This is a genomic window from Stenotrophomonas sp. yr243 (assembly GCF_900184195.1).
GTDB lineage: Bacteria > Pseudomonadota > Gammaproteobacteria > Xanthomonadales > Xanthomonadaceae > Stenotrophomonas > Stenotrophomonas lactitubi.
Genome location: NZ_FXWT01000001.1, coordinates 654,025 through 676,790, shown reverse-complemented (window position 1 = coordinate 676,790; position 22,766 = coordinate 654,025). Strand labels below are relative to the sequence as shown.

The following is a 22,766-nucleotide window of genomic DNA, read 5'->3' as shown; positions in this document are numbered from 1 at the left end:
AGCACTGATTCGGCCCCATCCCCCCGGGTGGCTTGTGAAAGGCCGCGTGCTGCCCACTCTACTGAATCCGCCCTTGCATCGAGAGCGATTCTCAATACCAGCGATGGGTCCTTCCTGGGCACTTCGGACGCGGGTATTCAGACGCGCATTTCCTGGGTAGATAGCGGCTCGGGAAACTACTGAATGTCTGAGAACTACGAGGATGTTCTGCAGCAGCTGCAGTCCGTAGGCCTGCTGGTCACCGAGTTGGACACCACCGGGCGCATGGTCCGCTGCCGCGTCGAGGGCTCACGCGAGCGCCGTGGCTGGTACGCGCTCCACGAACTGAATACCTCTGCCGGCGAAGTGCTGGTCGTCGGCACCTACGGCGTCTGGCACGGCAACGAAAACGGCGCGACCAAGGTTGATCTGCGTAAGCGCGACAAGACCTTCTCCGATGAACAACGCGAAGCGCTGCGCAACCGGCTGGCCGAGGATCGTCGCAGGGCGGAGTCCGCTCGCCAGTCCCAGGCGAAGCGGGCGGCCGAACGTGCATCGTCGGCCTGGGCAAAGGCGAATGCAGTCGGCGAGGCCGACTACCTGGTCAGCAAGGGCGTGCAGGGATTCGGTCTGCGCTATGGCACCACCGGTGCCGCACTTGTGCCGTTGCTTGATGTGAACGGCCAGGTGCATGGCCTGCAGGTACTGCGCAGCACGAAGCAGGCAGCCGCAGGGCGCAAGCCCGCAAAGGAGTACTGGCCGGCAGGCATGGTCAAGAAGGGCCACTTCCATCTGATCGGCGGAAGTCCCCAGTGGATCTTGTTGGTGGCCGAGGGCTATGCGACTGCGGCGACGTTGCACATGGCGACGGGCTACCCGGTGGCCGTGGCGTTCGATGCCGGCAATCTGCTGGCCGTGGCCTCGGCGCTGGCGAAGCGCTATCGCGGCGTAAAGATGCTGCTGTGCGCCGACGACGACGTGCTGCAGAAATGTCGGCATTGCAAGAGCCGCCTGGTGCTCGCCGACCATCCGCAGTTCTGCCCGTCCTGCGCGCAGCCGCATGGCGCATCGAATGCAGGCCTGCTCGGTGCCGAGGCCGCCGCACTGGACGTGGGCGGGGCGGTGCTGCACCCAGTCTTTGCCGATGAGCCGGCCAGGCGTGAGCGATTCGTCGAAAACGGCCGCAAGGTCAGCGACTTCAACGATCTGCACGCGCAGGAAGGACTGCATGTTGTTCGCGCTCAGGTCGAGGCCCGTCTCACGGAGCTGTCATGGCGGGTGCCTGCCGAAAAACGTGCGCCTTCCATCACCAGCGATGGGGGCGCGGGGACCGATCGACTGGCACCCATCCACTCACTCGGCGAGTTGCTTGAGCGGTTCGCGCTGGTGTACGGGCAGGGCGGCACGGTATTCGACCACAAGGAACACATGCTGGTCGCGTTGGGCGACATGCGCGATGCCTGCGTTCGAAAGGAGCTGCACAGGGCATGGATGGAGCACTCGGATCGTTCCATCGTGCGGGTGCGCGAAGTGGACTTCGACCCGTCTTGCGAGAAGCCTGGAGTGACGTGCAATCTCTTCGCTGGGTGGCCGACGGTGCCGCAGGAAGGCAACTGTGAGCGTCTGTTGCAACTGCTCTGGCACATGTGCGGCAACGAGGCCAATCAGAAAGCGCTCTATGACTGGGTGGTCAAGTGGCTTGCATATCCGCTGCAGCACCCTGGCGCAAAGATGAAATCGACCATCGTTATTCATGGTCCGCAGGGCACCGGTAAGAACATGTTCTTCGATGAATACATGAAGCTCTACGGTGACTACGGACGGGTTCTGGATCAAGCGGCGTTGGAAGACAAGTTCAACGACTGGGCGAGCCGCAAGCTGTTCCTGCTCGCCGACGAGGTGGTTGCACGCACCGAGGTGTACCACTTGAAGAACAAGCTCAAGGCGCTGATCACGGGTGATCGCATCCGCATCAATCCGAAGAACATCCAGGCCTACGAAGAAGACAATCACGCGAACCTGGTGTTCCTGTCCAACGAGGCGATGCCGGTCGTGCTGGAGGAAGATGATCGGCGCCACGCGGTGATCTGGACACCGGACAAGCTCAGTCCGGAGTTCTACACCGAGGTGCTGGCGGAAATCCGCAGCGGCGCGACGGCAGCGCTGCACCACTATCTGCTGCAGGTGGATCTGACCGGCTTCACCAACGGCACCAACCCGCCGATGACCCAGGCGAAAGAGGAGCTGATTGGCCTGAGCCAAGACAGCCCGCAGCGCTTCCTGGACGAGCTTTACGGCGACGACATCCCCGGGCTCAAGCCTATGCCGGCGCTGTCGAAGGAATGGTACGAGGTCTACAAAGCTTGGTGCGCGCGCGAGGGCCTACCGCGTCCGGCACCTTCGCCCAAGTTCATCAATGCGCTGGTGCGCAAGCGCCAGATCATCCACCCGGACAGGGCGCGAAAGCGATACCAAATCGAGCAGACCGTGAACGGTCCGCATGGGTTCCTGATGCTCGGGAACTGCACTTTGCCTGATGGCAAGACCGAGGCTGCGTGGCTGGGTGACCAGGTCGTTCTGTTCCGGCGCATGTTCTCCGACTACAAGGGGCGTGCGTGATCACTATGCCCCTCAATGTGCGGAGTGTGCGGGATGTGCGGGCAGATGTGCGGGCGTCGTTTCGTAGTGAACTGCTTGTGGCAGTAGGTGTGTGCGGCATGTGCGGGATTCGGCCTACATGGGCGGGCGCGGGTGAGCGTGATCGTTCCCGCCACAGTCGCCTAGCAGCCACTCGCGTGTATATGCGGTCCCGCACATCCCGCACATGCCGCACACACCTACCGCCGCAGCGATTCAGGCCCATCCCGAAGCCGCACACGTCACCGCACATCCCGCACATGCTCGCGCGCGCGCTTTTTCTCGCTTTAACGATCTTCGAAAGAAATGGAGTAGGGGGTAGTAATGGCTGATGATGACGTGACGATCACTGGGAAAGAGCTGGCCTCCCTGATCGGCTGCAAGCCGTCCTACGTGGTCGAGCTGAGGAAGAAGGGCAGGGTGGTGGTGGGGGCTGGCGGGAAGGGATTCCTGAAGACTGCCTCCCTGGAGCTCTACGCTCGCACCGCAGATCCGGTCTATGCCGGGGTAGCCCAGCGCCACGCAGATGAGCGTGGCAGGTCGCTGGTGGGGAGCGGGGAGGGTGCCAATGCCCTCGACGCCGACATCGACGACGATGAAGAGGACGGCGACGAGGACGATTCCAGGCCCTCACGGGCCGGCCGGCCGCAGACCCCGGATTCCGCGCGCAAAGCAAAGGCGCTGGCCGACAAGGCGGAGACAGACGCGCACATGGCGCACATCGCGCTGCAGAAAGAGTTGGGTTTGCTGCTCCCTCGCGCGGACGTGGAGGCCTTCCTTGCTGAGCACGCCACGACCTTCCGGGGGGCGATGGAGCGCTTGGCCGATACGCTGGCGCCGCAGCTTGCCGCCACGCTGGATGAGGCTGGGTGCCGCCGCCTCGTGTGGGATGAGGTGAGCCACGCCTTGGAAGAACTCAGCCAGGGCTTTCGCACGCTGGCGGCGAAGGCAGCGGAGGCTGTGGAATGATGGAGGCACAGAGCTGCCTGGCGTCGGTGCTGGCGCGCTCGCTTCAGCCGCGACGGCCGATGAGCGTGTCGCAGTGGTGCGATGAGCACATGCGTCTGTCCACCAAGAGCGGCAGCAAGCCCGGGCGCTGGGTGACAGATCGCAACCCGCCCCTGCGCGAGCCGATGGACAACATGTCTGCCCGCAGCCCCGTCCATGACCAGGTCTGCATGTTCCCGATCCAGTTCGGAAAGAGCCAGCTGGCGACCAACGCCATGGCCTACTGGATGGACTACGCCCCCGGCCCGATGATGTATGCGCTGCCGGGCGAGGTGTCCATGAACAAATGGATTGCCCAGAAGCTCAACCCCATGATCGAGGTATGTGCAGCGGTCAAGAAGGCGCTGACCAGCACCGCCAGCCGCGACAGCGCCAACCAGCGCACGTTCAAGGATTTTGCCGGAGGCCAGCTGTTCGTGGAGCACATGGGCAGCCCGCAGCGTCTGAAATCCTCCACCGTGAAGTACCTGCAGGTGGACGAGATCGACGAGGCACCGCAGCAGCTCGCAACCGGCGACGATCCGGTGAAGATGCTGGATGGTCGTACCTCCTCCTTTCCGACCACCTACAAGCGGCAGTACATCAGCACGCCTGGCATCGCCGGACTCAGTCGGATCGCCAAGCTCTACGACAAGAGCGACCAGCGCCGGTATCACGTGCCGTGCCCGCACTGCGGCCACTACCAGGCGCTGCAATGGAGCGGCCTGGTGTGGTCGCCCGACAAGAACCATGCCTGGTATGCGTGCTGTGAGTGTGGCGTCGCCATCGAGGAACACTTCAAGACCGACATGATCGCCAACGGGCGATGGATCGCAGCCAATCCTGACTCGCCGATCCGCGGCTACACCATCAACTGCCTGTACTACCAGTTTGGCCTTGGTCCACGCTGGCTGGACCTGGTGAAGGAGTGGCTGGAGGCGCAGGGCGATCCGGCTTCGCTCAAAACCTTCGTGAATGACCGCCTGGCCGAGACGTGGGAAGACCCGGCAATGCGGGCAGTCAAGCACAACGTCATCAAGGATCGTGCCGAGCCCTATGCGCTTCGATCTGCACCGCAAGGTGTGCTGGCTATCACCGTAGGTGTGGATACGCAGGACAACCGCCTTGCTGTTCACGTCGTCGGCTGGGGACGGGGTATGACCGCCTGGACGTTGGACTATGTGGAGCTGCAGGGCGATCCAGCCGAGGAAGCGGTGTGGGTGGCCCTGACCGATTTGCTCAACCGCGCAATCGAGCGCGAAGATGGCGCGCTGCTCCGGCCGATGGCAGTGGCCATCGACGCTGGTGGCCATCGCACCGAGGCTGTCAAGAACTACGTCCGTCAGCGGCGCATCACCCGTCCAATGTGCATCTTCGGTGCGGTTCCCAACAACGCACCCGTGCTGTCCAAGGGCAAGCTGGCGGACGTCACCTGGAAGGGCAAGACTGACAAGCGCGGCATCACCATCAACCACGTGGGTACCGTTGCAGCCAAGCACTACCTCTACAGCCGTCTGTCGGCCGACGCCGAGCGCAAGCCCGAGAATCGCATGGTCCACCTCAGTGACCAGCTACCGGAGGAGTTCTTCCCGGGCCTGGTGTCGGAGGTCTACAACCCCGTCAAGAATCGCTTTGAGAAGAAAGTGACCCGAAACGAGCCGTTGGACACATGGGTATATGCCTACGCGGCGACCCATCACCCAGAGGTCCGTATCAACCGCTTCACGCGTTCCGATTGGGACCTGTTGGAACAACGGCTGGCTGCGCCGCCAAGCGTGAACGTTTCACGCGAAACGCCAGCTGCTGCGTCGGAGGACCACGCGCCGATCGATTCCCGTGAAACATCGAGTGTGCCTCGCCGACCACGGCCCGCGCAGCCTCGTGACATGGGGAGGCAGTGGTGAGCAGGAACACGGTGCGAAACAAGGTGCGAATCAGTGAGCTGACGGAGGAACTCGCTGTCGGTGCGGCGTTGCGCCTGCGCTGTGGCAGCGACGATATACGCAGCGTTGTGGAGGCCGTGGTGGCCTACCTTGTCGAGGAGTACCCAGCCCAGGACCTGTACATCCCAGCCAGCATGCAAAGTAGCGCCTATCCAGTGGATGAGATCCGGAAAGGAATGCGGGAGCAGGAGTCGGTACGGTCGCTGTGCAAGAGGTTCAGGATCGACAGGCGGACGCTTTACCGCTTGCTCGATGAGCCTTCCGCCAATGAGTAGTGAGTGCGGGTGAGTTCCCCGAGACTCACCCGCACTTGATCTGGAAACTGGCATCCATGATCTCCTGGATGCCTCGCTGATGAGCTGGACCAAAGACGATGTGGAGCGGTTGAAGGCCGCCATCGCCAGCGGCCAGTTGTCCGTTCGGCACGGTGACCGTCAGGTCACGTATCAGTCCGGCGACGCAATGTTGAAGGCATTGGACCGCATGGAGGCGGAAGTGGCCGCCAACACGGCCGGGCGCCGGAAGTCCGCCACGCGCCGCTACCGCTTCACGACGCTGAGGGGCTTCTGACATGGCGGCCTCGTTGCTGGACAGGGTCATCGGTGCAATTTCTCCGCAAGCAGCCCTGAAGCGTCACCGCGCCAGAGCAACGCTGGAGGCAGTTCGCGCCTACGAGGGCGCCTCGCGCACTGACGGTTGGCGTGTTCGTAGGGCGGGGGCCAGCGCGAACACCGATCACCTGGCAGATGCCCGCGAGCTGCGCAACCGCGCACGGGCACTGGTGCAGAACGTACCGTACTGCGCGCGGTCTCTCCAGGTGCTGGTGAGCGCAACGATCGGGACCGGCATTACTCCCAAGGCCGAAGGCCCAAACGCTGCCGCGCTGGACATCCTGTGGGGCCGCTGGGCCGACGTGGCGGACGCGGATGGAAAGTCGGACATCTACGGCCTTATGGCTACCGCGTATCGTGCGATGGAGCAGGACGGCGAAGTCATGATTCGCCGCCGCACCAGGCGTCAGTCGGACGGTCTCGCGGTCCCGCTGCAGCTTCAGGTGCTGGAGATCGACTGGCTGGACGGAAACAAGCACGGCTCTGCGCCGGGCGGTGGCCAGGTCATCAACGGCATTGAGTACGACGCGATTGGTCGGATTCGCGGCTACTGGTTGTTCGGAGCGCATCCTGGTGAGGCTGTGCGTGGCTCTGTACGCTTGAGCAGTTCGTTGGTGCCGGCATCCGACATCATCCACCTCTACAACCCCGTCCGCCCCGGGCAGGGACGCGGCATTACGCGCTTCGCACCGGTGATCGCGCGAGTGCGCGACCTGATGCTGTACGAAGACGCCGAGCTGGCGCGGAAGAACCTGGAAGCCCGACTTGGCGTGATCGTCAGTGGCGACATCGACTCGATGTCCAACGCGGACGATGACGGCCCTTCGCAGCTCGGCTCAGATCGCGACCAGGTTACCGACCTTGGCCCACTGCCCAGCGGTGGTGTTACCCACATCACCGGTGCCACCGCCTTCCAGACAGTCGAGCCTAAGCCTGCAGGCGGCTACGTCGAATACTGCAAGTTCAACGCGCACATCATCACTGCTGGCGTCGGTGTTCCGTACGAATCTGCCACGGGCGACATGCGCGAAGTGAACTTCTCCAGCGCCCGCATTCGGCAGATGGAGTTCCGCCGCGACTGCGAACAGATGCAGTGGCTGGTCCTGGTCCCTCAGATGTGTAAGCCGATCTGGCGCTGGTTTGATGAAGCTGCCGCGCTCGGTGGCGGTGTGCGTTCCACGGGAAGCACTGCCGACTGGAGCACCCCTCGCTGGGACTACGTCAACCCCAAGCAAGACATCGAATCGGAAATTGCAGCGATGGGTGCCGGTCTCAACTCGCCCAGCGAAGCGCTGCGTCGGCGTGGCTACGACCCGGACGCGGTCTACGCCGAGATGGGCAAGGACTTCAAGCGGATGAAAGAGACCGGCGCTCTCGAGCTGATGACCTTCCTTCAATCCAGTGGCGCCCGGACCAGCCTGGTCGACGCCTCAACAACCAACGAGGAATGACCATGCCCCAGCCAACCCAGGCTCCGCAGCAGGACGGTACGACGCGCCTCATGCCACCTCAGTTGCGTGAGGCCGAATTGCAGCCAACCAGCTTCGATAGCGAGGCGCGCACGATCGAGCTTCAGTGGACTGCTGGTACTCGCGTGCGCCGCTACGACTGGTGGAACGACACCTACTACTGGGAGGAGCTGGTCGTTGATGAGGCGGCCTGCAACATGGAGCGCCTGTCGTCCGGTGCTGCGCCGGTCCTGGATAGCCATAACACCTGGGGCATCGGCTCTCAGATGGGTGTGGTGGATCGAGCCTGGCTCGCCAATGGCGAAGGCCATGCGCAGATTCGCTTTTCCGGCCGCGAGGAGCTGGCAGGCGTAATCGCCGATATCGGTGCCGGAATCATTCGCAACATCTCGGTTGGTTACACCGTGCAGCGCTATGAGATCGAGCGCGCCGTCAACCCCGGCGATTTGCCGATCTACCGCGCGGTGGAGTGGACGCCGAGCGAGATCAGCTTCGTCACCGTGCCGGCCGACCCGGCAGCAGGTACCCGCAGCAATCAACCCGCACAGGGGACCCCCTGTGTATTCACCCGTAGCGCATCGTCGCAGGAGCACACCATGCCTCAGCCCGCCGCCCGCGCCGCCGAATCGGCGGACCAGCAGGAACCCATCAACAACGCCCCGGCTCCGGCAGCGCCGGCCGCAGCTCAGGCACCGGAAGGTGATACGCGTGCAGCCGACATCGTGGAGCTGGCAACCCGCCACGGCCAGACCGAACATGCAGCTGGCTGGATTCGCGCTGGTCACTCGGTTGACCACGTGCGTGGCCTGATCTTGACCACGCTGGAGCAGCGCGACGCCGCTGCTGGCGGCAACATCAACCGCATCAGCGTCACCGAGGACGAGCAGGATCTGCAGCGCTCCGCTGTGACGCATGCGCTGCTGCACCGAGCCCAGGTGATCGATCCCGCAACCAAGCGGATCTTCGCGCTCACCGGTGACAATCCGGTGCGCGGCCTGACCCTGATGGACCTGGCCCGTCGTAGCCTGGAGCGTTGCGGTGTTCGCACCGATGGCATGGCGAAGCTGGAGCTGGTGGGCCGCGCGTTTACCCAGAGCGGCAGCGACTTCCCGGTGCTGCTGGAAAACACGATGCACAAGGCACTGCAGGCTGCCTACGCCGTCGCGCCGGACACCTGGTCCCGCTGGTGCGTCACCGGCACGGTCAGCGACTTCCGCGAGCACTCGCGCTACCGCATCGGCAGCATTGGCAACCTCGACAAGCTGACCGATGCCGGCGAGTTCAAGAACAAGAAGATCCCGGACGGCGAGAAGGCAACCATCACCGCCGGCACCAAGGGCAACACCATCAACCTGACCCGCCAGGCGATCATCAACGACGATCTGGGCGCGTTCCTCGGCCTGGCCACCGCCTTCGGTCGTGCCGCAAAGCGGACCATTGAAGCCGACGCGTATGCGTTCCTCGCCAGCAATCCGAAGCTGGATTCCAACAAGACGCTGTTCCACGCCGACCACGGCAACATCCTGGCGGCAGCAGTGCCGAGCGTCACCTCGGTCGACGCGATGCGCGTCCAGCTGGCCCAGCAGAAGGACGTGGGCGGAAATGATGTGCTGGATCTGTCGCCGGCACTCTGGCTCGGTCCGACGAAGTACGGCAGTGCCGCGCGTGTCACCAACAAGGCTGAGTACGACCCGGACGCCGAAGGAAAGCTGCAGCGCCCGAACGCGGTGCAGGGTCTCTTCCGCGACATCGTCGACACCGCGCGCATCAAGGACGACAAGTGGTACCTGTTCGCCGATCCGAACGACTGCCCGGCCATTGAGGTCGCATTCCTCGATGGGATCACCGAGCCCTTCCTGGACTACGAGGAAGGCTTCACGGTCGACGGTGTGCGCTGGAAGGCTCGCCTCGATTTCGGCATCGCCGCCCTTGACTATCGCGGCGTGCAGCGCTGCGGCTGATCCCTAACTGGAGCACTGAGACATGGCACAGAACTTCGTTTCCGATGGGGACGTGATCCCCTGGACCAACACCACCGATCAGCCGGTCGCATCGGGCCAGCCAGTTGCCGTCGGGCATCAGCTGGGCGTTGCCCTGGTCAACATCGCAGTCGGCGCGACCGGCAGCGTGGCCCTGGGCGGCGTGTTCACGTTGCCGAAGGTGCCGACGGCGGTCTTCGAGCAGGGTGAAAAGCTGGTGTGGAGCGCAAGCGCCAAGGCATTCGACGGTAGTTCCGCGACTGCCGTGGCCGGCGACATCACCGGTGCAGCGTTCGCCTGGGCTGCCGGCTCCGCCGGTCAGGCGACGGCCGAGGTGCGACTCTCGCCGGGCAACGCCAGCAAGGCGTAACCGAATAGGCCGGCACCGCTCACTGATGCCCGGGTGGCGTGAGCGGTGCCGGCTCTTCCACAGCGACATCGGGGGATCGCATGGGCACCACCAGCACGCCGCGCGGCGTACGCAACAACAATCCTGGCAACATCGACCGCACCAGCACGCCGTGGCAGGGTGAGGATCGTTCCGCCACCGCCATCGCGCGCGAGCAGCGCTTCTGCGTGTTCCTGACCCCGCAGGCCGGGTTCCGCGCTCTGGCGAAGACCCTGCTCACCTACCAGCGCAAGCACGGCCTGCGCACTGTGAAGGAGATCATCGGGCGCTGGGCGCCGCCGGTGGAAAACAACACCGGTGCTTACGTCCTGCAGGTTGCCACTGCCGTGGGCGTCGCGCCTTCGGAAGTCATCCGCCTGGACAACGCGGTCACTCTGAGCCGTCTGGCTACCGCTATCGCCAAGCATGAAAACGGCGGAATGTACTGGCGCCCGGACGTGATCGACGCCGGTGTTGCAGAGGCGCTGCGCTGATGGTCGGCGGCGGCGTCACCGCTACGGCTCCCTGGTGGGCTGCAGGCAGCGTTGTAGCGCTGTGGCTGCTCCGCGAGACGTGGACGGCGTTCCTCTCGCGTAGGAAGGAGCGTACCGAGACCGACGCCAACGTGGATCTCATCAAGGGCCTGTCCGACCGTGTCTCCTTCCTCGATCAGAGGGTCACTGCCCAGGATGAGCGGCTGCAGGCTGAAATGCTGCTGCGGCTCAGGGCTCAGGAGGAGGCCAGCGCCCTGCGCACGCGTGTGCGCCAGCTCGAATCGACTCTGCGCGGCCTTGGTGCGGTTATCCCGCCCGAAGACCCGGTGGTGCCCGCATGATCCGCGCCCTGGTCGTCGCCATCCTCCTGCTGCTGGGCGTCATCGTCTGGCAACGCGGCTCGGTGTCCATCGCGCACCGTGCGGCCGACCAGGCCGCGTCCAGCCGTGACGCCATGGAAAGCGAGCGTGATGCCGCTCGCGCTGAGGCCGATGCGGCAGCCGAAACCCTGAAGGCAGAGCGTGGCAGCGCGGCGGCCGCGAACACCCTGGCGTCCAAGTACGAAAAGGAAAAGGACAATGCACAGAAAGCATCTGATCGCCTCATCGCTGATCTTCGCGCTGGCAACCGGCGCCTGCACCAGCGTTGGCAAGCGTCCGTCGCCACCGCAGAGCTGTCCTCGGCCGTCGCTGCCGCCAGCGGGCCTGATGGTCGAGCCGACGACCGAATCGAAAGTGCGGGCCGAGCTATTGGCGCCGCCGCCCAGTGCGACGCCCAGGTGAGGGCGCTGCAGGCTTACGCGATGCTTTGTTCGGGAGGTGCGCGGTGAACGAGGTGGAGTTCCTGCGAGACATGGACGCGACGATCCACGCTTCGTTGGCCCTTGCCGGGATGGCCTCCACGGCCAAGGTGACGGCGGTCAAGAACGGGACTGTCACTGAGGGCGTGAGGATCTACATCGACCGTGACGTAGAGACCATCGGCGAGCTGCGGCAGTTCGTCGCCGGCCGTGTCGAAGTGTCTTTTCTGCGTGCAGATGTCGAACCTGACCAGGGCGACCGTGTAGAGCTTGGCGGCGAGGTGTTCGTGACATCGAAGAAGCTCAGTGACGACGGCTCGCGTAGTGTCTGGTTGGTGCGCCGTGGCTGAGCTACCCGAACCACTTTCCTGGCAGCTGGTCGAGTTCTTGCGCGGCCGAGTGCAGATGATCCGAGCCAGCGCCGGATTCCTCACCGACATAGGTGCGGGGCTGATCGTTGTCGACGATGCCGTGCTGGATGAGGATCAGTCCGGACCAGCCACGCTCATTTCGGTCCAGCAGCTGTCGCGCGTTGGCGGTGGGTCTGCCCAGGTCAACTCCGATGCCTCGGTCACGATTGAGTTCGAGGTGCCGCGAGAGAGTGGTGAGGTGAACCCTCGGCTGCTCGTGCACCGCGCCAGGTACGACCTGATTCGTGTGTTGACCTTCAACGACAAGCTGCTGCCCAAGGGCATTACCAAGTTTGAGTTGCTTCAAAGCCAGATGGCAACCCTGGAGGACGACGCAGGGCATTCCGCCGTTGTCGCTCAGATCACCGCGCGGGCTGGTCTGACCGAGACCTTTGAGCCCGTATCCAACCCGTAGGAGAAGTATCACCATGGCACAGCCTAAGGTCCGAAAATTCGCAGGCGATCTGCGCTTCTGGGAGCACGGCGTCAACGGCGCCCGTATTCCCGTCATCCCCGAGCCGGCCGACAAGTTCGGCAATCAGCCACTGGAGCAGTCGTCGCTGACGTTCAGCTACGAAGCCGGCGACTCGGTGGAGATCAAGAGCAAGCGCCGTGATGCGCGCTATCAGCAGATCATCCACAAGGATTCCAACCCCGGCGTCACCAGCGTTTCGATCACCGCGCTGGAAGTGCCGCCGGCCATCCTGGCCCGCATGTTGTACGGCACGTTGGTGGCCACCCAGGTTGCCGCCGGCACCGCCACCGACGTTTCGGTGACCGTGGGTAGCGTGGACACGCCGGTGAAGCTGCCGCACAACTTCCTTCTGGCCGACACCGAGCCGACTTTCAAGAAGGGGGCCGTCGACTTGGTCAAGGGCACCGATTACACCCTCGATCCGGCGCACGGCCTGCTGATTCCGAAATCCGGCGGTCAGTTGCAAGCGGGCGATTCCGTTGTGGCGAACTACAAGTACGACGCGTACCTGGAAACCGCCATCAGCGGCGGCACAACGCCGAGCAAATCCTTCCAGATCCTGGGCGACATGCAGGACCGCATCAGCGGTGACGAGGGGCTGCTGACCATCCCGAACGTCGACCTGACCGTGGACGGTGACGTGGACTGGTTCAGTGATGAGCCCATCCAGGTGACCCTGACCGGCCCGGTGATCTTCCAGGCCGGCGAGAGCGACCTGTACACCTTCAAGATCGCGGCGCAGGTAGCCGGCTGATCGCGAGGTTGACTCCAGCATGAGGAGGGCGCCAGCACGGCGCCCTCCCTACTCGAACCAGGAAGGGTGCCATGGTGTCCAATCGCAACAACAACCTGCTCAAGTTCTTCGTCAGCGGGCGCCGTGCGAAGGGCCTCCATGGCTTGACCAATCTTGCTGGCGACGTTCTCAATCGCTACGACCTGTCAGTGCAAAGGGCCTTCATCGGTCTGCAGAGACGGGCAGGACCGGCGACCACGCAAGAGGTGCGGGGGTCCTACAACATCCGCGTCTCGGCGCTGCGAGGGAAGTACCGCGTCGAGACCGGTGAGCGTGGCTATGCGACGGGCAAGCGCGGCAAGGACGACTTTCTATCGATCTGGGCGAGCACGCGACAGATATCGCTTCTCGAATTTGGTGGCCGATGGGCTGGCAGGCGATCGGTCGGCGCAACGGCCAGCATCGGTCTCGGCGAGACCAGAACTTATGACGGAGCGTTCATCGCCACAATCAAGGGCCGAAGGGCCATTCGAGTGCGAAGTTGGGACCGCGCGACCCACAAGCGGGCGGGGCGAGGCCCTGTTCGGATTCTTCGGGGCCCGAGCCCCTTCGAGATGCTTTCAGGCGCTGATGGCAACAGTCGCGCTCTCGCGGCGCGCAGTCGCCTGATTGAGCGTTTTCACACCACGTATTTGACCGAACTGCGCCGCCAGTGGCGCGTCAATGGAAAGAGCAATGGCTGACCGGCTGGAAGAGGCAATCAGGGTTGTCATTGAAACCCAGGGGCGCGAGGGCGTGGATGACCTGCGCTCTGCTTTTGGCGAGCTGGGGGATGTTTCGGTCGAGACGGCAGGAAAGACCTCAAAACTGCTCGACTCCCTGACCGGCTTGACGGCGGCAGCGGCAAAGACCGAATCCTTCGAGGCCATGCTGGACCAGCTGGGCGAGCTGGAGCGCGAGTTCAATGCCAACCAGCGCGCAGCGCTGGAACTGAGCCTCCGCATCGGTGAGATGGAGAAGCCGTCGCGCGAGGTATTGGCGGCACAGCGCGATCTGCGCAAGGAAGGAGAGCGCCTGAAGAAGGCGCTGAACGAGCAGTGGGCCGAGGTTGGCAAGGCCGACTCAGAGTTGGCGGCGCTGGGGATCAGCACCCTTGACCTGGCCGAGAGTCAGCAGCGTCTGCGGTCCGAAACAGCGAGGACCACTGCGGCGCTGAGTGCGCAGGCAAAGGCAGCCAGCGACGAAGCCACTGCTACCCGTCGTCGCACGCAGCAGTTCGCGGACGGCGACGCGGCGATGCGCAAGCAGGCGGAGTCGAGCCGCGAAGCGAAGAAAGCACTGGCGGAGTACCGCGAGCGTGCAGACGCCGCTGCTGCCGGAAGCGAGAACCTGGCCGGTGCAACTGAGGGGGCAGCAGGGTGGTTGGGCAAGCTGAAAGGACTCGCAGCCGGCGCAATTGCGTTTGTCGGCCTGAACCGTCTGGTTGAGGGCATCAAGGCAGTCATCAGTGAAGGAAGTGACGCCGAGCAGGAGGTAAACCAACTCGACGCGGCCATTCAGGCGGCTGGCCGCAGCAGTGAGTTCACTGCTGAGAAACTTCTGCAGCTTGGTAAGCAGCTACAGACGGGCCTGTTCGACGGTGGTGAGGTCAACAGTGCGATGGTGCGCATGCTGTCCTATACCAACATTGTCGGCGATCAGTTCCCCGCCGCGATGCAGATCACCATCGACCAGGCCCAGCGTCTTGGGTTGTCATTGGAGTCATCGGCGGAGGTCGTAGGCAAGGCGCTGCAGACGCCGTCGAAGGCGATGGAGAGTCTTAGCAAGCAAGGCTTTACCCTGTCCGACAGCCAGAAGGAGCTGATCAAGAACCTTGAGGCAACCGGTCGCGTCGCAGAGGCGCAAACCATCATCCTTGATCTTCTCACTGAGTCTTATGGTGGCGCAGCGGCGGCAGCCAAGGTCGGAACGATCGCGGGGCTCTGGAAGGAGGCGACCGATCGCTTCAAGGACTGGAAGCAGGAAGTTGCGGATCAGGGCGTGCTGGCCTACTTCAAGGATCAGCTGACCACGCTTCTGGCGACCTTGGACCGTCTGGCGAAGGATGGGAGCCTTACCCGCTGGGCTAAGCAGACCTCGCAGGCCATTATCGGGATGGCGGAGGCGGTCAAGGGGGCTACGCGATGGGTCGCTGACCATGCGCGTGTCATTGGCCTCATGGCTGCGGCCTACGCCCAGTTCAAGGTAGTAGGCGCTCTGCTTCAGCTGAACGCGTGGCGGGCGGCGTTGCTTGCCACGACGCGCGCGCAGCTGGCGAACAACGCCGCAGTCGCCGCCGGCAGTTCTGGCATCGGGCGCTTTGGGCTGTTGCTCCGGGGCCTACCGAAGGCGGTTCCGATCGCTGTCTCAGTGCTTGGGTTGGAGGCCGCCATTGGTGGCCTTGGCGTGCTCAAGACTGTTGCCCAGGACATCTGGAAGCAGCACGATCCCGCCCTGAAGCGAGCCGGGGAGGCGCAGCGTGCGTACATCAGCCAGGTTCGAGACTCCGCCTTGGAGCTTCGACGCCAGGCCGTCTCCTTCATTGAGTACCGCGACGTGGTGGTTAAGACCACTGAGGAAGTCGCTCGAATGGGGCAGGCCGAGCGCGAGGCTTATGCGCAGCGCCTGGCTGGCCTTGAGCAGTACCTGACGGCCCAGGAAGGATTCCTGCTGATGCAGCAGAAGGCGGGCGTCGCTACGGCCGCGCAGCTGCAGGAACTTGGCCTCGTGACGCAGCAGCTGCTGGTCGTGTCTACAGGGTACGCAGGGCTCTCCAAGGCAGTGAACGTGGCTGCGGATGCCATGAAAAGTGGTATCGGGGGCGCGGCACAGCTCGTGGTTGAACAGCTTGAGGGCGTGCAGAGCAATGCGCGCCTCGCCACCGATTCCATCAGCAAGATGATGGCGGGGCTCAATTTTGCTGATACCGGTAGTTTGGCCGCCGTGGGCACGGCGCTGGGCTATGTGGCATCGCAGGGCGCTGCGGCGGAGCGCAATGTTCGGGATGGGCTGCTGGAATCCCTGCGGAAGCTCTCTGGCGAAGAGCTTGCCAGGTTCCAGGCGGCATCTCAGGCCGCATTTGAGGCGCTGCCTCAAAGTGCCGCCAATGCAGCCGCAGTCCTGCAGACGACGTTGCTTGCGGCAATGGAGAAGCTGGGGGTTGCAGCGTCGAGGTTGGGGGTTCAATTCACCGGTGCCGGCCGCGATGCGATCGCCGCATTTGGTGCCGTGAGCGAGAGCGCCGTCGCCACCGGGTTGCAGATCGAGGAGGCTTTTAAGGCAGCGTTGGGCAAAGTTGCCACTCTGGATGAGGCGCGCACACTGGGCGCACTTCTCGAAGCTGCGGGGAAGCAGGGCAAGATCGGATTCGACGCGGCGGCGCGCTCTGCATCAGCCCTTAATGCACGGATTCGGGACATCCAGGCGTCCGTAAATCCTCTGGCCGATGAGTTCGCGCGCCTCGGCATCCAGTCGCAGGAGTCGCTCAACAACGCGCGCGATTCGGCCAAGGCAGCGTTTGAGGCGATTCAGCGCGGTGCTTCGCAAGGCAAGGCCAGCATCGAGGACGTTCGCCGTGCCTTCGAGGCCTACGCCAGCAGCGCACGCGCAGCAGTTGCTGATAGCGATGACTGGCGGCGCGGCCAGGTCGAGTCCCAGCTCGAGGTGCAGGGACAGATTCTCCAGACCAGCCAGCACCTGAAGGACATGGGGAGCATTGGTCAATCTGCTATGCAGCAGGTGCAGGCCGGCGCTCAGGCGGGGACGCAAGCTGTAGGGCAGTTGGCCCAGGAGACCTCCCAGGCCGGCAACCAGATGGAGAACCTGGGAAATCGTGCCCAGCAGACCGGCCAGCAAATGGGGCAGGCCGGGCAGGCAGCCCAGAGCATGGCATTCAGCATCGGCGAGGTTTCCGACGCCGCGCTCAATGCCATGCGCAATCTAAGTGGCCCGAACCCTCTGCAGCAGTTCGCAAATGCCCTGAACAAGGTTACGTCCCAGCGCAAGCAGCTGGCTGAGTACAAGAAGGAGCTTCAGGGACTGGCCGAGACTGAGGATGAGTTCGCATCTTCTGCGAAGAGCCGCCTGGAGTATCAGTACGACTTCCTGGGCAAGCAGGAGGTTGCGGAGGTCGCTGCTCTCGAGGCACAGATTCAACGGAAGCGCGCCGATCAGGATCGGGCAGCCGCAAATGCGATGCAGGAGCGCCGCCGGGCGGTGCAGGCTGAGGCTGACGCGCAGGCAAAGCTCGACGCCAATCGTGTCCAAGGGGGAGCCGCCAGGGAGCAGGTGATCGTCATTGACTGGAAGGTGCCGAGCAAAGAGGTGGTCGCAGGAGCTACCGCGCAGGAGCTTCAGCAAGCCCAGAGGATCGCGAACCTGGTTACGCCGATGGTGCTGACTGCCGTCCAGAAGAGCCGCTCTGTTTCGGTGCGGGGGCGGCGCTGATGACCCGCATTCTGCTCGCCGGAATTGAGCTGCCGGCCGATCTTCAATGGACCGATGAGTTCACGGCATGGAGGGTCGGGCAGCAGGTCCGTAACAGCCTTAATGGGGCGATGATCGTGCAGGAGTCCGCACGACAGGCCGGTCGCCCCATCACCCTGCAGACAACTCGCGACGGTACGGCGTACGTCGGAGTGGTCGCGCTACCCACCCTACGCGCCCTCCAGGCGAGCGAGAGCGAACTGAGCTTGTCGCCGCTGGCACTGGTGATGCCGGCGCACAACGGCGGCGAGCGATCGTTCCAGGTTCGCTGGCGCCGGGTCGATGGCCCGGCCATTGAGGTGGAACCAACTCGCTTTGCCGTTCCCGCACTTGATGCGGATCTCTTCTCCATCACCCTTCGCCTCATGACGGTGTAATCAATGCCCATTTCCGCAACCGACATCAAGCTCCGCCAGTCGCAGCGCCTTACCGACAATCCAGATGGTGGTGGCCGGATGATCCAGGCCGAGGTGCAGGACGGCGCGATGAATAATCTTTTCCCGGACATTGGCGACGAGGAGAGGACGACCGGCCGTGCCACGCTGCGCAAGATGTTCGTGCACGTGGACACGTCGAACGTTGATGTGCTGAAGGACGCTATCGGCGTCCTCATCGAGCCGCCGGCTGACCCGAAGGTGACGGTGAGCATGTTCGCCACGGGCTCATACAGTGACGTGCGCGTGGATGCAAAGAATCGGGTTGAGAGCTACATCACCCGTGGAACTGAGTCACGATTCATCCTGATGGGAAACCATTTCATCGGCCAGATGACGCTGCTGGTGTATACGACGGCCGATGCCCCCAGCCCGGACATCAATGACAACCTCTCGCTTTTGACGCCGGCTAGCTCCGGGCACGATGAAGGGGAGCAGTACGTGCGGGTGAAGTCGGTGCTGTCGCGTACGACTCGGACCTTCACTGATGATCAAGGCGCCTTCGACCGCGACGTTCTCGTCATTGAGCTGGTGAACGCGCTCCTGCGGAATTTCTACGGTCAGGAAGTTGTCCGCTACACCGCGAGCAAGCCGGCCACCCGTGTCTACGAGACAAATGTGGTGGATGCCAACAGCTATCACAGCGTGAAGCGCCTTACTGCTGCCGGCAAGCCTGGCGACCTCTCCGTGCTGGTAGATACGCCCTACGTGCCTATCGTGCCCACGTCTACCGCTGAAACGCCAGTGAGCGACGTGCTTGCGGGTCTGGGCATGATGAGTTTCGTTCCATCCGGCGCAGCAGGAAGCCTGGCGCTCAACTTCGCGTCCAGCTTCCAGGCAGGCGTGCCGGTCACCCGCTATCTCGGCACAGGGATGGCCGTTGGCAGCGTAAAGGTAATCGTGGGAAGTGTGGAACTGGCCGATGACGGCTCTGGAGCGCTCACCTCGGTAGCGGTCACGCCTTGGGGCGGAACCGTCGACTATCAGGCGGGCGTGATCTCCGTCACCCATTCTTCCGGTGCAAGCAGCACGTCCATCAGCATCGCGGCTACCCCTGCAGGCGCGATCCCGATGCAGGGCTTCACCGATGAGATCGCGGTGACGCAGAACAATCAGGGCATGGTGTGGTTGATCCAAGCGACGCCATTGCCTGCACCTGGTACGGTGATCGTGGACTACCGGGCACTCGGTCGCTGGATTCGGTTGACCGACAATGGTCGGGGGCAACTTGTTGGGAAGCCAGGGCAGGGCAGTGGCACGGTCAACTATTCGACTGGCTCCATCGTGCTCACTGCCGGCGCGTTGCCCGATCTGAAAAGCAGCATCATCGCGGCGTGGGGTACGCCTGTGATTGCGGAAAGCCGCGTAGGGGATACCGCCATCCAGCCGCCGGCATTGCACTTCGTTCTCGGCGAGGGCTCGGCTGTTCCGGGCACCGTCAGCATGACCCTACGGATCGGTGGTGCAGACGTTGCTGTCACCGACAATGGGTCGGGCGGCATGCTGATCGCTGGTCAGGTACGCGGCTCGATTGCCTACTCGACGGGGGAGGTATCGCTGCGGCCTGGAACACTGCCGGATGCCGATAGCCGCCTCGCAATCACCTACGACTGGGGGCAGCCACTGCATGCTGCGCCCCAACCGGTCCCGGACGCGTCTGGCGTCGTCTCCTTTACCCTGCCGCAGGGCCCTGTGCGCGCCGGCTCCGTTCTGCTCGATTGGTTGGTCAGCGTTACCCGCGATCGGGATGACCTGACCTCTGCGCCTCAGCCGATGCGCGTTATCGCCAAGGACGACGGCAACGGCAACATCGTGGCCGTCTCGGTAGGCGACACAGCATCCACGACGGTGCTTGGTTCCGTGAACTACAGCACCGGCGCAGTGTCCGTGCAGGCCGGGAAGTTCATGGTGCGGCAAGTTTCCTACCCACAGTACGAGAACAAGTCCGGGCGGCTCAGGGTCGTAGGCTACGGCCGATTGGACGTGCTTTCACAGTTCTCGGGCGGCACGATCATGTCTGCAGCTTGGCTGCTTGCGGGTGACAGTTCACAGCAGGCGCAGGAATCGCTGCCGCTACCCGCCATGCAACTGCAGCTGACACCCACCATTAGCGACAGCGTCGTGCCTGGCAGCGTTCGCTTTGGATTCCGGGGTAGGACATACATCGACCGGAGTGGTGGGCTGTACCACAGCGTCGACCCGCAGACTGGCGCCGGTGTGTACGCCGGCACGGTGGATTACACATCGGGCATCGTCAACCTGACCCAGTGGCAGCCAGGTGGCGGCAACACCGTACAGGTACTTTCGCTGCTGACCCGGATCGCTGACCCGGGCGTGGCCTTCTCGTTCTTCCGCGCGCCAGGCTCACCGCTTCGGCCGGGAATGTTCACGCTACGGGCCAACCGCCTGGACGGCGAACTGCTGACGGCGACAGCCGATATCAACGGTGATATCGCCAGCGCCGAGATCCGCGGCCACGTGGATTGGGAGAGCGGCGTGGCAAAGGTGAAGTTCGGTCAGTTGGTACCGGTCGCTGGTAATGAAGGCCAACCGTGGTTTGATCCCGGTCAAGTGGAGGGCGACCAGGTCTGGCGCCCGGCGCTCGTGCTTGCCGGCTCTATCTACATGGGGGCGGTGGTCTACCGGTCCATTCCGCTCTCCGAAGTGGTTATCGGCTTGTCATCGGTCCGCCTGCCGAGCGACGGACGTGTGCCGGCATTCAAGCCGGGTCAAACGGTGTTGATCCATCACACGGCCAAGCACAGCATCACATCGCCGCAGGCGGGCCAGGTCGTGCCTTTCGGCCGCACGCGAATCGCCGGTGTCGAAGTCAGGGATTCCAAGGGAGCTCCGGTCGACAGTGCTTGGTATGTCGTGGATCTCGCGTTGGGCCGGCTGACCTTCAGCGACCCTCTAAATTTGTCCGCGTATACCCTGCCCATCGTGATCAGTGAGCGTGTCGAGGATCGCCGGCTGGTAGTCCAGCCGCAGATCACGGGGGAGATCGAGATCAACAGTGGGCTTACTCATGATTTCCCCGCTGGGGAGGCCATGATCAGCGGGGCCCTGCGCCTTGGTGAGGCCAACGGGTCGCTCGACCTGCAGGCACGCACAGTGAACCTGTTCGACCAGGCAGCCTGGACTGGCGTGTGGAGCGACCTGCTGATCGGCAGCGCCGCACCTGGCACGTTCAACGACACCGACTATCCGCTGGTGGTAACCAATGCGGATGCCATTACCGAGCGATGGGCGATTCGCTTCAACAGCTCCACGACGTTCGAGGTGATGGGGGAGACGGTCGGCACCATCACGGCAGGAGCGGTTACCGCCGATTGCGCACCTACCAATCCGCGCACGGGGCGTCCCTACTTCACGATCCCGCGAGCAGGCTGGGGCTCCGGGTGGTCTACCAACAATGTGGTTCGCTTCAACACAGTCGGCGGCTTGGCGCCGATCTGGTTGGTACGGACCACGCTCCCAGGTACGCCTGAAAGCGTCGTGGATTCGACTCGCTTCCAGGTCATTGGCAACGTCGCAGGAGTTCAAGCATGAGTCTCGTTCCAACTATTTATCGAAGCACCGATTCAGGTGCGCCGCTGCTTTCGGGTGTGCCGGGCGCACTGATCGCGCTCCTCGATGCCGTCTTGGTCGATGGCTATGGCGTCGGCGCGGGAAGAAAGGATGGTCTGGGGTGGACGAAGGGGTTCGGCGGCGTGAACATTCGTGCCTACCAGAACTCGCAAGTGTCCGGCACCGGTTACTTTCTGAGGGTCGATGACACTGCTGCAAGATCGGCGTTGCTGCGTGGCTACTCGTCCATGAGCGACTTGAACACGGGGGAAGACGCGACACCCTCGCCGTCGCTCAAAGCGAATGGGTCAATGTGGGAGAAGTCCAACGTAGCGAGCGGTGCATTGCGTCATTGGATAGTTATCGGTACTGAGCGATTCTTCTACCTATTCGTTGATACGGGCGGAAACTACGGAACCCAGGGTTACGCGGGAACGCATGGTCACTACGCTGGTGACATCACGTCGATGAAGCCCGGTGATCGACATCATTTTGTCGTTTCCTACAAGGGCAGCGACAGTGAGGGAAGCAGCGGCGTCGGGTATGGATTCAAGGCTCGGCAGTGGTCTGATTTCGGAAACGCGGATACTCAGACATCGGCCTTTGTTGGACGCTCAATGTCTGGAATTCCAGGTTCGATTCGATCCTTCGTCTCTGCTGCAGCCGCGACTGTAAACACCACGCTGGGGAATCAGTCCAACTACCCAACCTATCCTTACATTGGAAACGGCGGGCTGCTCTATTCGACCGTGGATATCCTGGAATCCGCAATGCAGCCGCGTGGCTTCTTGCCTGGCATCTACGCACCTATCCACCGACGGCCTTTCCCTGAGCTGACCGTTGTGTCCGACGTGGATGGGCTCCCGGTCGGTACTCAGCTTCTGGCGAAGTGCGTCACCGCTGACAGTTTCTCGCCCGGCTTCAACGAAACATACACCGGCCAGATTCTCATCGACATCACGAATGCGTGGGGATGACCGTGGGAATCCCGTCAACTAGATATGGTGCAAGGAACGCCAAGGTCACATGGAACGTTCCGCGTGCGGCGGTTCGGGTTGGCGTTCGCAGCTCGTCCGGCCAAGCGTGGGCGGGGCCCGGCTATCTCGCCGGTGAGGCGCCGAAGACGAATGATCCAGCTGAGCCGGACGGCCGGCTGCGCATTCTGAACCAACCTGCGCAAGGTCGCATTATGGTTTTTGAGCGAGGCAGTGGACTCTGCGTGGCCTCCACGATGAGCCGCGCCGACGGCACGTGGAGAATAGATCGACTCCATCCTGCGTTTCGTTTCACGGTCGTAGGGTTCGATGATCTCGGTCGGCAGAATGCGGCAATCC

19 protein-coding genes are annotated in these 22,766 nt (G+C 63.3%); all 19 read left to right on the top strand.

Features of this window, described 5'->3' with window-relative positions; translation table 11 throughout:
• Positions 1–183 precede the first annotated feature (183 nt).
• On the top strand, positions 184–2,598 hold the full coding sequence (locus QOL57_RS03200) for a DUF5906 domain-containing protein (protein WP_089240125.1): 2,415 nt from the start codon (positions 184–186) through the stop codon (positions 2,596–2,598).
• Positions 2,599–2,940: 342 nt separating this feature from the next.
• Positions 2,941–3,585, top strand: coding sequence for a hypothetical protein (locus tag QOL57_RS03195; protein WP_089240127.1), 645 nt, complete (start codon positions 2,941–2,943; stop codon positions 3,583–3,585).
• Positions 3,582–5,507, top strand: coding sequence for a phage terminase large subunit family protein (locus QOL57_RS03190; RefSeq protein WP_089240129.1), 1,926 nt, complete (start codon positions 3,582–3,584; stop codon positions 5,505–5,507). The genes QOL57_RS03195 and QOL57_RS03190 overlap by 4 nt, the downstream gene beginning before the upstream one ends.
• Entirely contained in the window at positions 5,504–5,821 is a 318-nt protein-coding gene (locus tag QOL57_RS03185; RefSeq protein WP_198512179.1) for a hypothetical protein, read from the top strand. The genes QOL57_RS03190 and QOL57_RS03185 overlap by 4 nt, the downstream gene beginning before the upstream one ends.
• Before the next feature lie 79 nt (positions 5,822–5,900).
• Positions 5,901–6,116: a hypothetical protein gene (locus QOL57_RS03180; RefSeq protein ID WP_049460319.1), complete on the top strand. Its 216-nt coding sequence runs from the start codon at positions 5,901–5,903 to the stop codon at positions 6,114–6,116.
• Between the two features lies 1 nt (position 6,117).
• Positions 6,118–7,608 carry a phage portal protein gene (locus QOL57_RS03175; protein ID WP_089240133.1) on the top strand — a complete coding sequence of 497 codons (1,491 nt, stop codon included), beginning with the start codon at positions 6,118–6,120 and terminating at the stop codon, positions 7,606–7,608.
• A gap of 2 nt (positions 7,609–7,610) precedes the next feature.
• Positions 7,611–9,587 carry a prohead protease/major capsid protein fusion protein gene (locus tag QOL57_RS03170; RefSeq protein ID WP_197632332.1) on the top strand — a complete coding sequence of 659 codons (1,977 nt, stop codon included), beginning with the start codon at positions 7,611–7,613 and terminating at the stop codon, positions 9,585–9,587.
• A gap of 22 nt (positions 9,588–9,609) precedes the next feature.
• A complete protein-coding gene (locus QOL57_RS03165; RefSeq protein ID WP_089240137.1) occupies positions 9,610–9,975 on the top strand; it encodes a DUF2190 family protein in 366 nt (121 codons plus the stop codon).
• 80 nt (positions 9,976–10,055) lie between these two features.
• Complete coding sequence (locus QOL57_RS03160) at positions 10,056–10,487, top strand: structural protein P5 (protein WP_089240139.1); 432 nt, start codon at positions 10,056–10,058, stop codon at positions 10,485–10,487.
• Positions 10,487–10,828: a hypothetical protein gene (locus QOL57_RS03155; protein WP_089240141.1), complete on the top strand. Its 342-nt coding sequence runs from the start codon at positions 10,487–10,489 to the stop codon at positions 10,826–10,828. The genes QOL57_RS03160 and QOL57_RS03155 overlap by 1 nt, the downstream gene beginning before the upstream one ends.
• The gene (locus QOL57_RS03150) at positions 10,825–11,316 is read left to right on the top strand and encodes an endopeptidase (RefSeq protein WP_089240143.1); all 492 of its coding nucleotides are present in this window, start codon (positions 10,825–10,827) and stop codon (positions 11,314–11,316) included. The genes QOL57_RS03155 and QOL57_RS03150 overlap by 4 nt, the downstream gene beginning before the upstream one ends.
• Complete coding sequence (locus QOL57_RS03145) at positions 11,313–11,636, top strand: hypothetical protein (protein WP_089240145.1); 324 nt, start codon at positions 11,313–11,315, stop codon at positions 11,634–11,636. The genes QOL57_RS03150 and QOL57_RS03145 overlap by 4 nt, the downstream gene beginning before the upstream one ends.
• The gene (locus QOL57_RS03140) at positions 11,629–12,111 is read left to right on the top strand and encodes a hypothetical protein (protein WP_089240147.1); all 483 of its coding nucleotides are present in this window, start codon (positions 11,629–11,631) and stop codon (positions 12,109–12,111) included. The genes QOL57_RS03145 and QOL57_RS03140 overlap by 8 nt, the downstream gene beginning before the upstream one ends.
• A gap of 13 nt (positions 12,112–12,124) precedes the next feature.
• The gene (locus QOL57_RS03135; RefSeq protein ID WP_089240149.1) at positions 12,125–12,925 is read left to right on the top strand and encodes a hypothetical protein; all 801 of its coding nucleotides are present in this window, start codon (positions 12,125–12,127) and stop codon (positions 12,923–12,925) included.
• A gap of 71 nt (positions 12,926–12,996) precedes the next feature.
• Positions 12,997–13,647 carry a hypothetical protein gene (locus QOL57_RS03130; protein WP_089240151.1) on the top strand — a complete coding sequence of 217 codons (651 nt, stop codon included), beginning with the start codon at positions 12,997–12,999 and terminating at the stop codon, positions 13,645–13,647.
• On the top strand, positions 13,640–17,389 hold the full coding sequence (locus QOL57_RS03125) for a phage tail length tape measure family protein (protein ID WP_089240153.1): 3,750 nt from the start codon (positions 13,640–13,642) through the stop codon (positions 17,387–17,389). Before QOL57_RS03130 ends, QOL57_RS03125 begins: the two co-directional genes overlap by 8 nt.
• Positions 17,389–17,805, top strand: a complete 417-nt coding sequence (locus QOL57_RS03120) for a hypothetical protein (protein ID WP_089240155.1) — start codon at positions 17,389–17,391, stop codon at positions 17,803–17,805. The genes QOL57_RS03125 and QOL57_RS03120 overlap by 1 nt, the downstream gene beginning before the upstream one ends.
• A gap of 3 nt (positions 17,806–17,808) precedes the next feature.
• On the top strand, positions 17,809–21,414 hold the full coding sequence (locus QOL57_RS03115) for a hypothetical protein (RefSeq protein ID WP_089240157.1): 3,606 nt from the start codon (positions 17,809–17,811) through the stop codon (positions 21,412–21,414).
• Positions 21,411–22,409: a hypothetical protein gene (locus tag QOL57_RS03110; RefSeq protein ID WP_089240159.1), complete on the top strand. Its 999-nt coding sequence runs from the start codon at positions 21,411–21,413 to the stop codon at positions 22,407–22,409. Before QOL57_RS03115 ends, QOL57_RS03110 begins: the two co-directional genes overlap by 4 nt.
• The last annotated feature ends 357 nt before the right edge of the window (positions 22,410–22,766 follow it).